General features: G+C 38.7%; 13 protein-coding genes and 4 tRNA genes. 2 read left to right on the forward strand and 15 right to left on the reverse strand.

The features are described 5' to 3' along the window. Positions 1–36 precede the first annotated feature (36 nt). The gene (locus AC4NPH_RS22505; protein WP_013059897.1) at positions 37–879 is read right to left on the reverse strand and encodes a PepSY domain-containing protein; all 843 of its coding nucleotides are present in this window, start codon (positions 877–879) and stop codon (positions 37–39) included. Positions 880–1260: 381 nt separating this feature from the next. Between AC4NPH_RS22505 and AC4NPH_RS22510 the strand changes: the two genes are divergently transcribed. Together AC4NPH_RS22510 and AC4NPH_RS22515 are read left to right on the forward strand one after the other, a co-directional pair. Next, complete coding sequence (locus AC4NPH_RS22510; protein ID WP_491938929.1) at positions 1261–3159, forward strand: PhoX family protein; 1899 nt, start codon at positions 1261–1263, stop codon at positions 3157–3159. A 416-nt stretch (positions 3160–3575) separates the two neighbouring features. Continuing rightward, the gene (locus tag AC4NPH_RS22515; RefSeq protein WP_013059899.1) at positions 3576–4574 is read left to right on the forward strand and encodes a tRNA dihydrouridine synthase; all 999 of its coding nucleotides are present in this window, start codon (positions 3576–3578) and stop codon (positions 4572–4574) included. 169 nt (positions 4575–4743) lie between these two features. Here AC4NPH_RS22515 and rlmH read toward each other — a convergent pair whose 3' ends face one another. The 14 genes from rlmH to dnaB all read right to left on the reverse strand — a co-directional run bounded on the left by rlmH (position 4744) and on the right by dnaB (position 16005). Beyond that, positions 4744–5223: a 23S rRNA (pseudouridine(1915)-N(3))-methyltransferase RlmH gene (rlmH, locus tag AC4NPH_RS22520; RefSeq protein WP_013085547.1), complete on the reverse strand. Its 480-nt coding sequence runs from the start codon at positions 5221–5223 to the stop codon at positions 4744–4746. Positions 5224–5306: 83 nt separating this feature from the next. Beyond that, positions 5307–5465 carry a CxxH/CxxC protein gene (locus AC4NPH_RS22525; RefSeq protein WP_013059901.1) on the reverse strand — a complete coding sequence of 53 codons (159 nt, stop codon included), beginning with the start codon at positions 5463–5465 and terminating at the stop codon, positions 5307–5309. A gap of 73 nt (positions 5466–5538) precedes the next feature. Then, positions 5539–6771 (reverse strand): S1C family serine protease, encoded by a 1233-nt coding sequence (locus AC4NPH_RS22530; protein WP_013059902.1) that lies wholly within the window; start codon positions 6769–6771, stop codon positions 5539–5541. Positions 6772–6828: 57 nt separating this feature from the next. Continuing rightward, complete coding sequence (locus AC4NPH_RS22535) at positions 6829–7623, reverse strand: MBL fold metallo-hydrolase (protein WP_014457688.1); 795 nt, start codon at positions 7621–7623, stop codon at positions 6829–6831. Positions 7624–7641: 18 nt separating this feature from the next. After that, on the reverse strand, positions 7642–8421 hold the full coding sequence (locus tag AC4NPH_RS22540; RefSeq protein ID WP_029319486.1) for a two-component system regulatory protein YycI: 780 nt from the start codon (positions 8419–8421) through the stop codon (positions 7642–7644). Next, on the reverse strand, positions 8408–9775 hold the full coding sequence (locus tag AC4NPH_RS22545; RefSeq protein ID WP_028409756.1) for a YycH family regulatory protein: 1368 nt from the start codon (positions 9773–9775) through the stop codon (positions 8408–8410). Before AC4NPH_RS22545 ends, AC4NPH_RS22540 begins: the two co-directional genes overlap by 14 nt. Then, positions 9766–11673, reverse strand: coding sequence for a cell wall metabolism sensor histidine kinase WalK (walK, locus tag AC4NPH_RS22550; protein ID WP_013059906.1), 1908 nt, complete (start codon positions 11671–11673; stop codon positions 9766–9768). Before walK ends, AC4NPH_RS22545 begins: the two co-directional genes overlap by 10 nt. A 6-nt stretch (positions 11674–11679) precedes the next feature. Beyond that, on the reverse strand, positions 11680–12387 hold the full coding sequence (gene yycF / locus AC4NPH_RS22555) for a response regulator YycF (protein ID WP_013059907.1): 708 nt from the start codon (positions 12385–12387) through the stop codon (positions 11680–11682). 262 nt (positions 12388–12649) lie between these two features. After that, positions 12650–12722, reverse strand: a tRNA-Phe gene (locus AC4NPH_RS22560). 4 nt (positions 12723–12726) lie between these two features. Beyond that, positions 12727–12802: transfer RNA gene (locus AC4NPH_RS22565), tRNA-Asp, on the reverse strand. A gap of 35 nt (positions 12803–12837) precedes the next feature. After that, positions 12838–12909, reverse strand: a tRNA-Glu gene (locus AC4NPH_RS22570). 15 nt (positions 12910–12924) lie between these two features. After that, positions 12925–12997 (reverse strand) — tRNA-Lys (locus tag AC4NPH_RS22575). Positions 12998–13166: 169 nt separating this feature from the next. Continuing rightward, positions 13167–14453, reverse strand: coding sequence for an adenylosuccinate synthase (locus tag AC4NPH_RS22580; RefSeq protein ID WP_013085553.1), 1287 nt, complete (start codon positions 14451–14453; stop codon positions 13167–13169). 187 nt (positions 14454–14640) lie between these two features. Further along, positions 14641–16005 carry a replicative DNA helicase gene (gene dnaB, locus AC4NPH_RS22585; protein WP_013059909.1) on the reverse strand — a complete coding sequence of 455 codons (1365 nt, stop codon included), beginning with the start codon at positions 16003–16005 and terminating at the stop codon, positions 14641–14643. Positions 16006–16032 lie beyond the last annotated feature (27 nt).

A 16032-nucleotide genomic window follows, 5' to 3' on the forward strand; every position in this document is an offset into this window, starting at 1 on the left:
GACGATTGCTGTAAAGCAATCGTCTTTTTTATCAAATCAGCACACTTTTCCTGTTTGAGGGCTTATTTTTACAGTATGTTTTACATTGTCTGTTCCTTTGATCACAAACGTGTATGCTTGTTCACTGAACGAAACAGATTGAACCGTTCCTTTGTGCTGTTGAAGAGCAGCTTGTTTAGCTTGTTCTTGTGTAAACTTTACCGCTTCGACTTTAATTACTTTTCCAGTTTCAGCGTTTACTTTCACATGGTGATCTTTGTTGTCTTTTCCGTGGATCAAAAATGTGTATACATCATTTGCATATGAACTTGATTGAATCGTTCCGCTGCAATTTTTTAATGCAATCGTTTGAATCTGTGCTTTTGTAAATGCAGCGCTTTGAATTTGAATCACTTTTCCACTTTGTGCATTCACTTTTACGTGGTGATCACGGCTATCTTTTCCGTGAATTAAGAACGTATATACTCCATCGTTGAAGCCTACCGACTTAACCGTTCCTCCACAGTTTTTCAACGCTACTGCTTGTGCCTCACTTCGAGAAAAAGATAGTTTTTCAACCTTTACCACTTTTCCGCTGTGTGCATTTACTTTCACGTGATGGTCTTGATTATCTTGTCCGTGAATTAAAAACGTATAGGCGTTATTTTCAAAAGAAACTGATTGAACCGTTCCTCCGCAGTTCTTTAAGGCAATTGCTTTTGCTTGAGCTTGCGTATATGTTGCCGCTTCGGTATGAGCCGACGCTTTTGTTGAAGTAATGTGCTGGCCGTCTGAAGCAAATGCGCTTGTCATTGAACCAAGAGCGATAGCTGTTCCAATTGTGGCACCTCCCACCGCTTTTGCTACTACTGCTTTTCCTGCTAATACTTTTCCAATCATGATTATACCTCCGCCTAATTTCCAATGTATTTACAGCACAAGCTAAAGTTTTTAGCAGCGGTCATTTATCAAAATAGCGCTATTGGAGTAACGTTTTTTTCTGCTAAAATACCTTTCACTTTTGCTGTACGAGCCAAAGCGCTTCCTGTCGCCTTTAGCTATGTGTTTATTGTAAGAGCAGAACATGAATTCACTGTGAAGCCCAGCTGAATGCTATCTGAACAAATTCTGAAAGATAGCTGAATAACTTCTAGTTAAACTTGTCATGTAAATGTTCAACGTTCTTAACGACAGCTCAACAAATCCAGCGCTTCTCTTTATATTTCCTCAACAATCAAATGATTTAATAAGTGTATGAATAAAATTTGGAGGTTATCAACCATGAAAAAACGAGTATCTCTTGGACTATCTCTCACTCTTTTAGCTTCTAGCGCCGCTTCTGCTTTTGCAGCAGAGCATCATCCAGTTCAACATCCAAAACAAATCAAAAGCGTCGAGTTTCAGCCAATGAAAGCACCTACTACGATTGAAAATATGATTAAAACGTATACAGAGGCATCTGTAAAAGTAACGTATAAAGATGGAAGCGTTGAAGAAACGCCGCTTAACTATAATCAACTCTTTCTTTCAAAAGATAAAATTGTCGATAATAAAGGGGAATTAATCGCCGCAGGTACACCGATCGATGCAAACGGGGATCCAATTATTGACCGAAGCGTTCCTGATAAGCCCTCACCGTACGTATCAGACGCACCGGATTCAAACAGCTTTATCACCATCAACGGTAAGTCTTATATTATTTCACATTATGAATATGAATCCGTTAATAATGCTGGAAAAGAGATTTCCGGTCTTCCTGCTTCAATGACGCTTACACAAGTTGACCGAGATGATAAAACAGGAAAACTAACCGTCAACCATGCTAAAAAAATTGATTTTTCTAATGTGAATGGTTTATGGACGCCGTGTAATGGCTCTACAACAGATTGGGGTACTCACCTTGGTTCAGAAGAATACGAGCCTGATGCACGTGCTTTTGAAGACCCTTCATCTAGCTCTTATAAAGACGTCACGAACTTCGCTAAGCTTTATTTCGGTGACACGTCAAAAGCAAATCCTTACTACTATGGCTGGATTCCAGAAATTTCAGTGGATGAAAGCGGCAATGCGTCCGTCGTAAAACATTACAGCACAGGTCGTTTTTCACACGAAATGATGCAGGTACTTCCAGATAATAAAACCGCTCTTTTTGGCGATGATGGATCTAATACCATGATGTTTATGTATGTAGCAGATAAGGAGAAAGACTTCTCAGCAGGAACGCTTTATGCAGCAAAATTCAAACAAACGAGTACGAACAATGGAGGTAAAGGCGACCTTCATTGGATTAAGCTTGGCCATGCAACAGACAGTGAAGTGAAAACAATAATCGACAAAGGCACAAAATTTAGTGATATTTTTGAAACAACTGAACAGCCTACAAAAGGATTTAAAGCAGTCAAAACCGCCGCAAGTAAAAAAGTTGAATATTTAAAAGTAAAGCCTGGCATGGAAAAAGCAGCTGCCTTTTTAGAATCACGCCGATACGGTGCAATTTTAGGTGCAACATCTGAATTCAACAAGATGGAAGGACTAACGGTTAACAAAAAAGATAAAAAAGCGTATGTGGCTATTTCTTACCAAAATAGTGCCATGCTAAAAGAATCTGGTGCTGTCCAAGATGATATCCAGCTTCCAAGATTAGAGTCTGGTGTGACCTACCAGCTGAACTTAGGATCGCATCAAAAAGACCAAGCAAAAGGCAAGATTAACAGTCGCTACGTTCCTGCAAGCATGGAAGGGCTACTGATTGGACAAGACCTAGAAAAAGCAGATGCATACGGTAATACAGCGGATCCAAATAAAATTGCCAACCCTGATAACCTTACGTATTCAAATGACTTAAATACACTCTTTATCGGAGAAGACAGCTCACTGCACACAAACAACTTCGTATGGGCTTACAATGTAAAAACCAAAAAACTATCGCGCATTCTTTCAGTTCCAGTGGGAGCAGAAGCAACAGGACTTCGTGCAGTAGAAAACATTAAAAACTCTCGCTACGTACTAAGCAACTATCAGCACCCGGGCGAGGACATCAGCGACAAAAATATTACCGCTGTTGATAAAGAAGAGCTAGCTAATGCAATGAAAGAAAGCATTGGCATTCAAGAAACAGGTGGTGTAGGATACATTTCTGGACTGCCTTCTAAGGACGGCGCTCCTTACAAAAAGCATTAATACGTAATGAAGCCACGTCTGTTGTACAGTGACAGACGTGGTTTTTTATATATTATATAGTAAAAGTTATTTATAAAATCGTTTATCGTAATCATAATTATGGTGAATACTTTATAATATCCTTAGAGAAAGTGCCTAAACACAAACCAAATGCTTTAGGATATTTATTCGCAGGTATCCGGTACATGCCTTCAGGCTCGCTTTTAATTGCTTATACCCCACTAATACTAGATATAAAATTTGTTTCAATAAGTATTTCCAGCAAAACAAAACCACTCGTTCCCTTGCACTTTTCGTTCCATACCATTAAAGTATATATTGGTTGAAGTTTATACTGGCATTCAACCTGATAAAAGAAATTACACTTTTTAATTTTGGGAATATGTTTTCCCTAAAAGAAAGGGTTTAGATATAAGATGAAAGATAATTTTTGGCATGAGTTGCCGCGTCCGTTTTTTATTTTGGCACCGATGGAAGCTGTGACGGATGTCGTTTTTCGCCATGTTGTGACCGAAGCAGCACGACCTGACGTATTTTTTACAGAGTTTACGAATACGGAAAGCTACTGCCACCCGAAAGGAAAAGATAGCGTAAAAGGACGATTGACGTTTACAGAAGATGAACAGCCAATCGTTGCGCATATTTGGGGAGACAAGCCTGAATACTTCCGTCAAATGAGTATCGGCATGGCCGAAATGGGCTTTCGCGGAATTGATATTAATATGGGCTGTCCTGTACAGAACGTTGCAGGAAACGGAAAAGGTTCTGGTCTGATTCGCCGTCCAGATACTGCGGCTGAGATTATCCAGGCAGCCAAAGCTGGAGGGCTTCCAGTAAGCGTAAAGACTCGTCTTGGCTATACGCAAGTTGATGAGTGGTACGACTGGCTGAAGCACATTTTAGAACAGGATATCGTGAACCTTTCTATTCACCTTCGTACGAAAAAAGAAATGAGCGATGTTGACGCGCACTGGGAGTTAATTCCGGAGATTAAGAAGCTTCGTGACGAAATTGCGCCTCATACGCTACTAACAATTAACGGTGATATTCCTGACCGCCAGAAAGGTCTTGAACTTGCTGAAAAGTACGGCGTTGATGGAATCATGATTGGACGCGGAATTTTCCATAATCCGTTTGCGTTTGAAAAAGAAAAGAAAGAGCATACAAGCGAAGAGCTATTAGAACTTCTTCGCCTGCAGCTAGATCTTCATGATAAGTATTCTGAAGAATTAGAGCCGCGCCCTTTCAAACCGCTTCGACGCTTTTTCAAAATTTACGTTCGCGGATTCCGCGGTGCAAGTGAATTAAGAAATCTACTCATGAGCACGGAAACAACTGACGAAGTGCGTGCGTTGCTTGATGAGTTTAAAGACAGAGCTGGAGTGAAAGAAGACGAAGGTTTTTCTGTTTCTTAAATAAGATCTCGTTTGCTCAAACTCAATTGTTCTAACATTTTATCGGAGAGAAGAACCTCTTGTTCTTTTTTATAGACGTGTGCTATTTATCCACATATGATAAAAGCTGAGGCAGAAGGTTTTACATTTCCTTCTGCCTCAGCTTTTAATAAAAAAATATCCACACTTTCTATTTATGATAAGGTTCATTTCGAATAATACGAAAAGCTCGGTAAATCTGTTCTACTAATACTAGGCGCATAAGCTGATGAGGAAACGTCATCTTTGAAAAAGAAAGGGCTGCGTTTGAGCGTTTCATTACTTCGCTGCTTAAACCAAGCGATCCGCCAATGACAAACGCTATTTTGCTTTTTCCGTAGGTAGCTAATGAATCAATTTCTTTTGCGAGTTCCTCGGAAGATTTTTGTTTTCCGTTAATAGCTAATGCGATTACGTGAGTATCGTCTGAGATTTTCGCTAAGATGCGCTCTCCTTCTTTTTGTTTCACCTGTTCCATTTCAGATTCACTTAAGTTTTCTGGCGCTTTTTCATCTGCAAGCTCAATAATTTCTACTTTTGCATAGCTTGATAGACGCTTTAAATATTCTTGAATGCCTTGTTTTAAGTATTTTTCTTTTAGCTTCCCAATGGTTATAATAGAGATATTCACAGGCTATTCTCCTCTCCTTTATCTCTTATCCACAGATATTATCCACATATCCACATGCTATATCCACATTTTGTATAAGAATTTTAGTTCCCTACTACATATACAGCTTCATTGTCACAATATTCACAGCTTTTTTTGTCAGTAGAATTTTCTATTTTTTCAAAAACCGGCGCTAGCTCAATCTCATCTACCATTACATCCAGCGCTAGTTCTGTATGTTCTAAACAGCAATATATCTTCATGTATTTATCTTCCTCTCTCTATTCTTTTCATTAAAAAACCACAGGAGTTTATCCCCTGTGGATAACTTTTCTTTCACTTCATTTGACGCGTTAATTTTACTTCTGTGGATTTCTTTTTGCCATCGCGATAGAACGTTACGTTCATTTTATCGCCAATTTCTTTTTCAATGTAGAGGTGTTTGCGAAGTGTCGCAATGTCCCTTACTTTGCTGTGATCTAACTCAACAATCACATCATATTCCTTTAATCCGGCTTTAGCGGCTGGCGAACCTGGCTCGACTTTTAGAACAGCGACTCCGTTTACTACATCATGCGGTAACTTAAGGGTTTCTTTTAAATGATACCCTGATACCTCACTTAATGATAGTGTACTAACTCCAAGATACGGACGTCTGACTTCACCATATCGTTCTAAGTCATTAATAATGGGTCTAGCCATATTGATTGGAATCGCAAGACCAATGCCTTCTACTGCTTCTTGGGCAATTTTCATGGAATTAATACCGATTAATTCACCATCAATATTAACAAGAGCACCCCCGCTATTGCCAGGGTTAATGGCGGCATCTGTTTGAATAACTTCTGATTGCCAATCAGGATTTCCATCGCCATTCAAATCTTGAGGAATGACACGGTTAACCCCTGAGACAACTCCTTGTGTAACAGAGCCAGAAAATTGAAGGCCTAGCGGGTTTCCGATAGCAATCACTGGTTCACCAGCTTTAAGCTTATCAGAATTTCCGAAGGTAGCCACTTTTGTCACGTGGCCTGCGTCAATTTCAAGAACTGCTAAGTCCATTAAATCATCGCTGCCAAGAATTTTAGCCGATACCCTTGTACCGTTACTGAAGCTCACTTCAATTTCGTTAGCTCCTTTAATGACATGATAGTTTGTCACAATATAAGCTTTGTTGCCTTGCTTTTTGTAAATAACACCTGAGCCCGTTCCGGCATCAGTTCGTTCATCATTCCAAAAACTTTCAGAGTTCTGAATGTTTACAACTCCTACAACTGCTGCATTGGCTTCAGAAACAGCTTTTGTGACGGCCGTAGTGACGTCAAGAGATACTGACTTTTGAATGGTAGATCCTGTTTGTTCATCTCTATTTTCATCCGTCATCCATCCATCTGGCAAAATTCCGTTCCTCACCAAGGCTGGCATAAGAAGCAGTACAATAAGTGCACCTATAATTGCTCCAATCAGAGCAGAAGCGAAATATCCTCTGCGGCGTTTAGGCGGCCGACTATTTGGCTCTTGGCCTTCATCATAATGTTCCACACTATCACCGAACCCTTCATTTATCATCGTGAATGCCTGCATTCACGTACTAAATGAAGTTATTTTTCGCTTCCTTTCTAGAGACTATACATAAACAATATCAGTTGGTCTTTTTGGATCTGTATCACATAGGAGAATATTGTCCTCTACATTGATGTCTTTTTGTTGTAACACTTGCGCAACAGACATGCGGGCAATTTCCTTCATGTTATTGTCTTGACTCAAATGCGCTAAGTAAATGCGTTTGGTTTGATCTCCAATCACATCTGCCATTGCAAGAGCCGCGTCTTCATTTGATACATGTCCCACGTCGCTTAGAATTCGTCTTTTAATGCTCCAAGGGTAGCGCCCCATTCTCAGCATTTCAACATCATGATTGCTTTCAAATACGTACATATCGCTATTTTTAATCGTACCTTTCATGCGGTCACTTACATAGCCGGTATCCGTAATAAGGGTTAATTTTTTAGATCCTTGATGAAAGACATAAAACATAGGCTCTGCAGCATCATGCGAAACGCCAAAAGACTCCACTTCCAATTGACCAAACGATTTCGTTTGGCCAATTTCAAAGTGAAACTTCTGTTCCGTATCAATGTTGCCGATCAAGCCATCCATTGCGTTCCACGTTTTTTCATTTGCGAAAATAGGGAGCTTATATTTACGTGCCAGGACACCTAGTCCTTTAATATGGTCACTATGTTCATGAGTCACTAAAATTCCTGATAAATCCGGGATATTGCGATTTACTTGTTGAAATAGAGCTTCCATTTGTTTTCCGCTCAGCCCTGCATCAACTAGTAAGGAATGTTCTCCATCACTTACTAAAATCGCATTTCCTGTGCTCCCACTCGCTAGCACGCTGAAATGCAGGCTCATTTATCTCACTCCAAATACTTATTTATTTCCTTTTTTAATAATCTGCCCTTCAAAGGCATTGACAAAATAACTCGTGTCTCCATTTACAATAACATGCCAAGTTGGTGCTAAAACTTGAGAATTTAGTAGAGGTAGATCAAACGTATAGTACCCAAACTCTACTTTTGTTACAGAATCTTTCTTTTTCAATTCACCCTTCAAAAACAAATTTTCCAATGCTTTTAAAGGCGTTAAAACATCCTGCTCATCATCCAACGTTTTCACAGAACCCAGCATCGTTTGTTCATAAGAAATAATTTCATCTTTGTCATTTAAGTGAGCAACAATCATGCCATTTTCATTATCAAAGATTTTATGCTTCTTATATTTTTGAAAGAATGTAACTGTTTTTTTCTCTTTGTTAACATTCCATAGCTCATAATCCTTACCTGAGATCACATACCGTTTTAGAAATTGACTTAGCTTTGCTTCGGGACTTTTTTCAGGTACTGAAAAAGGTTTGTCTAATGCGCTTCGAATTGTTTTTTCCTCAAGCAGCGTTGCTTTTTGCTCTTTTAGCTTTTTTAAATCTTCATCTTTAAACAGTTTGCTTTTAGCATTTAACGACGAAGCTTCCTTCACATCTACAGGTAAATGTTTATATTCAATGCCTTCACTCGTTAATTGTTCTTCAACGCTGGACTCTACAAATAGAGAGTACTGGTCTTCTTGATGAGTTTTAAAAATCTGATAGCCTAAGTAAATATTAAGAATCAAGAAAGTGAAAATAAAGATGGTTTTTGTTCTATTCCAATCCATCGTTATCGCCTCCTTCGGTCGGCGGTGCAATTCGATACCATTTGCTATTATAATAATAGAACCAAGAAGGAACGAGTTTGACAGAGTTAGAATTAAACTCAACCGTCTTTTCACCGGTTTTCGGCTGCTGTGACACTTCTTCTAGCTGATAGCCTATTGAAATATCTTTTAACAGATTCGGGTCAAAGTTTTGGTGTTTTTCAATTAATTGAATCACTTTTTGAGATGACTGCAGCTTTTCTACACTCGAATCCTGTACTCTCACAAAACGATAAAGAGGACGACGGTAATTTAAAATCTCCGCATTTCCCCATCTCTGATATATTTCAGTCATTCCCTGATTGCTGTAAACTGGATAGTTATCTTTATAATAACGATAGCTAATTTCTTTTGTAATACGATTCCAGCTGTTGAACCTGTAATTAGATTCCGTCCAGCCGCCGTGGTCATTAACGAAGCTAAAGCTGCGATTTATTAAATTATAATCTTCCATTACTTCGGTCGTGGAATTTACAAGATTCACATATTCCATCACATCTGTCTTCGTATTAACATTAATCACTTTTGTACCTTCGGTGTAGACATCTCGGTTTGTAGACGTTTCTTTCCGTGCATAGTCTGGGTTGTTAAAAAGCGCTTCTTTATATTTTTCAATATCTAAATGCCTCATGCTCGTATAGTAGACTTCACTATTCATCGTGATATTATTTTCCGGAAGGAAGATATACCGATTTTTGTTTTCTTTATATACAAAGCTCGGGGCATACGTACGTTTCATTTTATCTTCTAATTCTTTGATATCATCTTTGGCCAAATTCTTGACTGTAACCGAATAAATCTTTTTTTGCTCATAATTCACAAGATACACGCTTACGAAAAAGGAAGGTGTACGCTTAATTTTAATGAGTACACGGTCAAATGTTTGATTAGGCAAAGACGTTTGAGAAAATGAAAAAAGCTGTTGAAATGTTTTCAAAGGTAGCGCGTCTGGATACAACACTTCAATAGAATTACTTCCATGGACATAATTTAAAAATCCATCAGGAGAAATAGCATCCGAAACGTCCGTCACATTCGAAAATTTCCACTTTTTCATTTCATTTACCCATTTGTTTACATCATCTTCGTCGTGAGACATGTAGTGATTATCGTTTCGATGATAGAGAACTTCTGTTGGAAGAATATGATCTTCTATTTTACTTTTTGAACTCACTTCAACTTCCTGCAAATGTTGATTTTTTGAAATGACCTTATAAGAAGGCTGATACGTCCATATATGATACGTCATAATTAAACTGGAAGCGACGAGAACAACTAAGATGGCCGTTTTGATATGTTCATATCTCATTCCCATTCGTCATCATTCTCACTTTCAATCGGAAGAGTAAAGTAAATCGTTGTTCCTTTTCCTTCCTGACTATCTGCCCAAATACGTCCATCATGTGCTTCAATAATTTCCTTGGCAATAGCAAGCCCTAATCCTGTTCCGCCTAATTTACGCGTTCGTGCTTTATCTACACGATAGAAGCGTTCGAAAATTTTAGCTAAATTTGATTTTGGAATTCCCATACCTTGGTCTTTAATGCTCACAACAATTTCATGCGTATGCTGAGCAATTGAAAATGTAATGGTTCCGCCTTCAGGTGAATATTTTATTGCATTGGAAATAATGTTATCTAATACTTGTGTAATTTTATCTTGATCGATCGCGACATAGATTGCTTCATTTGGCAAGTCGCGCACGAACGAAATACCTTGTTCAATTGTCATTTCAAAGCGATCAATGATGTAATGATAGAACTTCACAAAATTGATTGGGTCACGACTAAATCGGTAGTCTTGGCTATCTAGCTTAGATAATTGAAGCAAGTCGTTAACGAGACGAATCATTCGTTCTGTTTCCGTTTGCGTTACATTTAAAAATGTTGGAGCTAAGTCCTTATCTTGCCATGCTCCTTCTGCAAGCGCATCTAAATAACTGCGCATCGTTGTTAACGGCGTACGCAATTCATGTGAAACATTGGCTACAAATTCTCGGCGATCTTGATCAATTTTCTCCTGCTCTGTAATATCATGCAAGACAATGATAATCCCGTTAATAAAACCGGTCTCTTTTTGAATAGCGGAAATGGTAGCTCTTAAAATAAAGGGATCTGATTTTGTACTAAAGTCCAAAATTAATGACTCTTGATTAGCGAGCAAGCTTTCAAACGTATGCGTTTCTTCAAGATCTAATAGGGAAACAACTGGATCAGACAAAACCGTTTCACGTGAAACATTTAGCATAGCTGCAGCTGGATCATTAATTAAAATTACTCTTCCCTTTCGATCCGTAGCAATAACGCCGTCCGTCATATGAGCTAATACCGAACTAAGCTTACGGCGCTCCCCTTCTGTAGTTGCCTGTGCTTCTTGAAGCTTTCTTGTCAAGTTGTTGAATGTGAGAGCTAGCTGACCAATTTCATCATACCCGTATACCTTAGCTTTTCTCGTAAAATTCCCTTTGGCCATCTCAAGTGCTTGTTTTCTCATTTCAGACATTGGACGAGTAATCGTCTGAGCTAAAAACACGCCTAAAATAGCTGTAATAAAAAGAGCAATCACCGTACCTGCCTTAAAGATCTGATTGATATTACTCATTTGATCGTAAACAGGCTCCATGGAAGCTGTTAAGTAAATAGCACCTAAGATTTCTTCGCTAGACTGAACTTTTCCATTTTTATTAGTTGAATTTGATTGACTGGCACCTACTTTATCCTGTAAACGAATAGGCTGTATCATAACTCTGATTCGCTGTCCGCTTTGATCAACAAATACATTATCAGAGTTCGTTCCTGCTAACAACGCATTTGTAATCGCTAAATCATTAGTCTTTTTACCTATGATCTGTTGAGGATTTGAGTTCGATGTAGCAATGATTCTTCTATTTTGGTCAATGACTCTTACTTCAGAGATGTCATTCATATCATTTGAAGCTAAATTGGGTCTTGAAGCAAAATCTCGTAAAATAGTCTTTAAGTCTTCCTCAAGAGTGGGGGAATCATCATCACGATTTTTCACCATTTCTTGTCCAATGTTATACGTCAGCAAGTCTGTCCGCTCTTGAAGAGACGTTCGAAAGTTGTTAACTAATTCTTTTTCTAATTGTCGTGCAAAATAGACCCCAATAATTTGCATCGCAATTAAAATGAGCAGCACATAAATCAATACAAACTTTAAATGAATAGATTGCAGGAGCCTTACTTTCTTCATCTAAAATTACTCCTGCTCTGGGCTGCGTAAATAATAGCCTACTCCACGTCTTGTTACAATCCACATTGGATGGCTTGGATTATCTTCAATTTTTTCACGTAATCTTCGAACTGTTACATCTACCGTACGCACATCACCAAAATAGTCATAACCCCATACAGTTTGAAGCAAGTGTTCACGCGTCATGACTTGTCCAATGTGTTTCGCTAAATAATGCAGCAGCTCAAATTCACGGTGAGTCAGTTCAATCGTTTCTCCGCGCTTAGACACGATATAAGCATCTGGGTGAATAACAAGTGCTCCAATTGTAATTTCATTCGTTTCGCTTTCTTCCGTTGGAGCAGCTACCTGCTGATGTCTACGCAAATTAGCTTTTACACGTGCTAATAATTCACGCGTACTAAACGGCTTAGTTACATAATCATCTGCACCTAATTCTAGACCTAAAACTTTGTCAATTTCAGAGTCTTTTGCTGTTAACATGATAATTGGCATATCATATTTTTTGCGTACTTCTCGGCAAACTTCCATTCCATCTTTCTGAGGAAGCATAATATCTAATAAAATCATTTCAGGCTGTACTTCTTCCACTTTTTCAAGTGCTTCTACGCCATCATAAGCACAAAATACTTCGTAACCTTCTTTTTGCAAATTAAACTTTAAAATATCTGCAATCGGCTTTTCGTCATCTACGACTAAAATACGTTTATCCATGATCATCGTTCTCCTTTATTAGTTGAAGCAAAATATAAAAGATAGTATTCATACTGTTTGAATACCGTAGTTTTATTATACTTGATAACCCTTGAAACGTCACAAGTTCATCCTCTACTATACATGAAGATATATGATTTTCAACCATCTCTAAATACAAAAGTAATATATTACCACAAAAGAGATACAAAGCAAATAACGTTTTCTTTTAAATGTAAATAAAAGAAAAAAGCATGACTTTAAATAAAGTCATGCTTTTTGATGGCTCGGGACGGAATCGAACCGCCGACACAAGGATTTTCAGTCCTTTGCTCTACCAACTGAGCTACCGAGCCAAAATGGCGGTCCCGACGGGAATCGAACCCGCGATCTCCTGCGTGACAGGCAGGCATGTTAACCGCTACACCACGGGACCTCAGTCTATATGCTATGTATTAAAAATATTAAAAATGACCCGTACGGGATTCGAACCCGTGTTACCGCCGTGAAAGGGCGGTGTCTTAACCGCTTGACCAACGGGCCACGTTGTAACAAAAGTGAGCCATGAAGGACTCGAACCTTCGACCCTCTGATTAAAAGTCAGATGCTCTACCAACTGAGCTAATGGCTCATGTTATATCTCTTAGCGACGCTTATTATAATAACATGATATTTCATATGAATGCAATAGTTTTTTTAAAACTTTCTTTTTATTATTGAGCTTTTTTTAAAAAACTTGTTAACAAAGCACCAATTATAAATAAAAAAAGGTTAGCTCACGAGGAGCTAACCTTTTTTATTTAGCTATATACACCACGTAATACATTTGTTTGTGTGCGATCTGGACCTACAGAGAAAATAGATAAAGGAATACCTGTTAATTGAGACACTCGCTCTAAGTAGTGGCGAGCGTTATCAGGTAACTCATCTAATGTTTTCACACCCGTAATATCTTCTGTCCAACCTGGAAGCTCTTCATATACAGGTTCGCATTCTGCAAGTGTTTTTAAGCTAGCAGGGAATTCTTCCATAACTTCCCCTTTATAACGGTAAGCTACACAAATCTTTAATGTCTCAATTCCCGTTAATACATCAATTGAGTTTAAAGATAAATCTGTGATTCCGCTAACGCGACGAGCATGGCGTACAACTACACTGTCGAACCAACCTACACGGCGAGGACGACCAGTTGTTGTACCATATTCACGTCCTACTTCACGGATTTGATCACCGATTTCGTTTGTTAATTCAGTTGGGAAAGGACCGTCACCAACACGAGTTGTATACGCTTTTGATACACCTACAACGTGTTTGATTTTAGATGGACCTACACCAGAACCAATTGTTACTCCACCCGCTACTGGGTTTGAAGATGTAACAAATGGATATGTTCCTTGGTCGATATCTAACATAACACCTTGTGCGCCTTCAAATAGTACACGACGTCCTTCGTCTAACGCATCATTTAATACTACTGATGTGTCAACAACATATTTTGCAACTTGTTGACCATACTCATAGTACTCATCTAAAATTTCTTCTAATGTAAAGCCTTCTACTTCATACATTTTTTCAAGAAGGCGATTCTTTTCAGCTAAGTTTTGTGTTAATTTTGCTTCAAATACTTCACGGTCTAGTAAATCGGCAATTCGAATACCAACACGTGCTGCTTTATCCATATAAGCTGGTCCAATACCTTTTTTCGTTGTACCAATCTTATTTTCACCTTTACGTTCTTCTTCAACTTCATCTAATTTTAAATGATACGGAAGAATCACATGAGCTCGGTTACTAATACGTAAGTTTTCTGTTGTTACACCGCGATCATGTAAGTATTTTAATTCTTGAACAAGCGCTTTTGGATCGACAACCATACCGTTTCCAATTACACATGTTTTGTCATTATAAAAAATACCTGAAGGAATTAAATGTAACTTATAAGTTTCACCATTAAACTTAATTGTATGACCTGCATTGTTCCCACCTTGGTAACGTGCAATCACTTCTGCATTTTCTGATAGGAAGTCTGTAATCTTCCCTTTTCCTTCATCTCCCCATTGTGTTCCTACTACAACGACTGAAGACATATCTTAAGCACCTCCGCTTAGTAAGCAACAGCTCACTACGACATAATTTAACCATGGATAAGTGTATCAATTTATCACGCTAAAGTCAATTAAATCCGAACGATTTAACAAAAGTTATTACAAATATATCGTATTTTGCGGAACGAATGCGATAACAATAAAATAAAACCTCTCATATTGAGAGGTTTTATGCACCAGGCGGCACTCCTGCGTCATCAAAGCGCCGCTCGAGATTAACGAATTTATTGTACTCTTTTACAAAGGCAAGCTGTACGGTTCCAACTGGACCGTTACGCTGCTTGGCTATAATAATCTCGATAATATTTTGATTTTCTGTATCTTTTTCATAATAGTCTTCACGATATAAGAAAGCTACGATATCGGCATCCTGCTCAATACTTCCGGATTCACGGATATCAGACATCATTGGTCGCTTATCTTGTCTTTGCTCTACTCCACGGGAAAGCTGTGATAAGGCGATAACAGGAACTTCTAATTCACGAGCTAAAGCTTTTAACGCACGAGAAATTTCAGATACTTCCTGCTGTCGGTTTTCTCCGCTTCGTCCATTTCCTTGAATGAGCTGTAAGTAGTCAATTAAAATCATCCCAAGCCCGCCTTCTTGTTTCAAGCGACGACACTTAGAACGAATTTCACCTACACGAATACCCGGTGTATCATCAATATAAATCCCTGCATTGGACAAAGATCCCATTGCCATAGTGAGCTTTCCCCAGTCATCAGCTGTAAGCGAACCTGTACGCAGCCTTTGTGCATCAATATTTCCTTCCGCACACAGCATCCTCATAACAAGCTGCTGAGCACCCATCTCTAAACTGAAGATGGCTACGTTCTCATCCGTTTTCGTTGCAACGTTTTGCGCAATATTTAAGGCAAAAGCCGTTTTACCTACAGATGGTCGAGCCGCTACAATGATTAAATCATTTCGCTGGAACCCTGCTGTCATTCTATCTAAATCACTAAACCCGGTTGGGATACCTGTAATGTCACCTTTTCGATTGTGAAGAACTTCGATATCATCGTACGTTTGTACAAGTACATCTTTGATATTTTGAAACACACCGCTGTTTTTACGCTGTGCTACTTCTAAAATGTTTTTTTCCGCTTCATTTAATAAAACTTCCACTTCGTCTTCCCTTGCATATCCTTCTGAAGCAATATGCGTTGCAGTACGAATTAAACGGCGTAAAATCGACTTTTCTTCTACGATTTTACCGTAATACTCTACGTTTGCAGCCGTTGGAACAGAGTTAGCTAAATCACTTAAATACGATACGCCGCCAACTTCTTCTAGGATTTTTTGGTCAGCTAATTCAGACGTTACCGTTACCAAATCAACCGGTTCACCTTGGTCAGAAAGTTTCAGCATACATGTAAAGATTTTCTGGTGCGATGCCCGGTAAAAATCTTCAGGTATTAGCAGTTCAGATGCTAAGGTTAAAGAAGAAGGCTCTAAGAAAATGGCCCCTAATAGCGCTTGCTCTGCTTCAATATTCTGAGGCGGAAGACGATCAGCAAAAAGATCACTCATATTTCTATGCCCCTCTTATATTCTTTC

The sequence above is a fragment of the Priestia sp. MDV22-iso46 genome (assembly GCF_058629175.1).

What these genes read in the sequence shown, in the direction of transcription:
- AC4NPH_RS22505 (WP_013059897.1), bottom strand. Translation starts at nt 879, where the DNA reads ATGATTGGAAAAGTATTAGCAGGAAAAGCAGTAGTAGCAAAAGCGGTG.
- AC4NPH_RS22510 (WP_491938929.1), top strand. Translation starts at nt 1,261, where the DNA reads ATGAAAAAACGAGTATCTCTTGGACTATCTCTCACTCTTTTAGCTTCT.
- AC4NPH_RS22515 (WP_013059899.1), top strand. Translation starts at nt 3,576, where the DNA reads ATGAAAGATAATTTTTGGCATGAGTTGCCGCGTCCGTTTTTTATTTTG.
- AC4NPH_RS22525 (WP_013059901.1), bottom strand. Translation starts at nt 5,465, where the DNA reads ATGAAGATATATTGCTGTTTAGAACATACAGAACTAGCGCTGGATGTA.
- AC4NPH_RS22530 (WP_013059902.1), bottom strand. Translation starts at nt 6,771, where the DNA reads ATGATAAATGAAGGGTTCGGTGATAGTGTGGAACATTATGATGAAGGC.
- AC4NPH_RS22535 (WP_014457688.1), bottom strand. Translation starts at nt 7,623, where the DNA reads ATGAGCCTGCATTTCAGCGTGCTAGCGAGTGGGAGCACAGGAAATGCG.
- AC4NPH_RS22540 (WP_029319486.1), bottom strand. Translation starts at nt 8,421, where the DNA reads ATGGATTGGAATAGAACAAAAACCATCTTTATTTTCACTTTCTTGATT.
- AC4NPH_RS22545 (WP_028409756.1), bottom strand. Translation starts at nt 9,775, where the DNA reads ATGGGAATGAGATATGAACATATCAAAACGGCCATCTTAGTTGTTCTC.
- walK (WP_013059906.1), bottom strand. Translation starts at nt 11,673, where the DNA reads ATGAAGAAAGTAAGGCTCCTGCAATCTATTCATTTAAAGTTTGTATTG.
- yycF (WP_013059907.1), bottom strand. Translation starts at nt 12,387, where the DNA reads ATGGATAAACGTATTTTAGTCGTAGATGACGAAAAGCCGATTGCAGAT.
- AC4NPH_RS22580 (WP_013085553.1), bottom strand. Translation starts at nt 14,453, where the DNA reads ATGTCTTCAGTCGTTGTAGTAGGAACACAATGGGGAGATGAAGGAAAA.
- dnaB (WP_013059909.1), bottom strand. Translation starts at nt 16,005, where the DNA reads ATGAGTGATCTTTTTGCTGATCGTCTTCCGCCTCAGAATATTGAAGCA.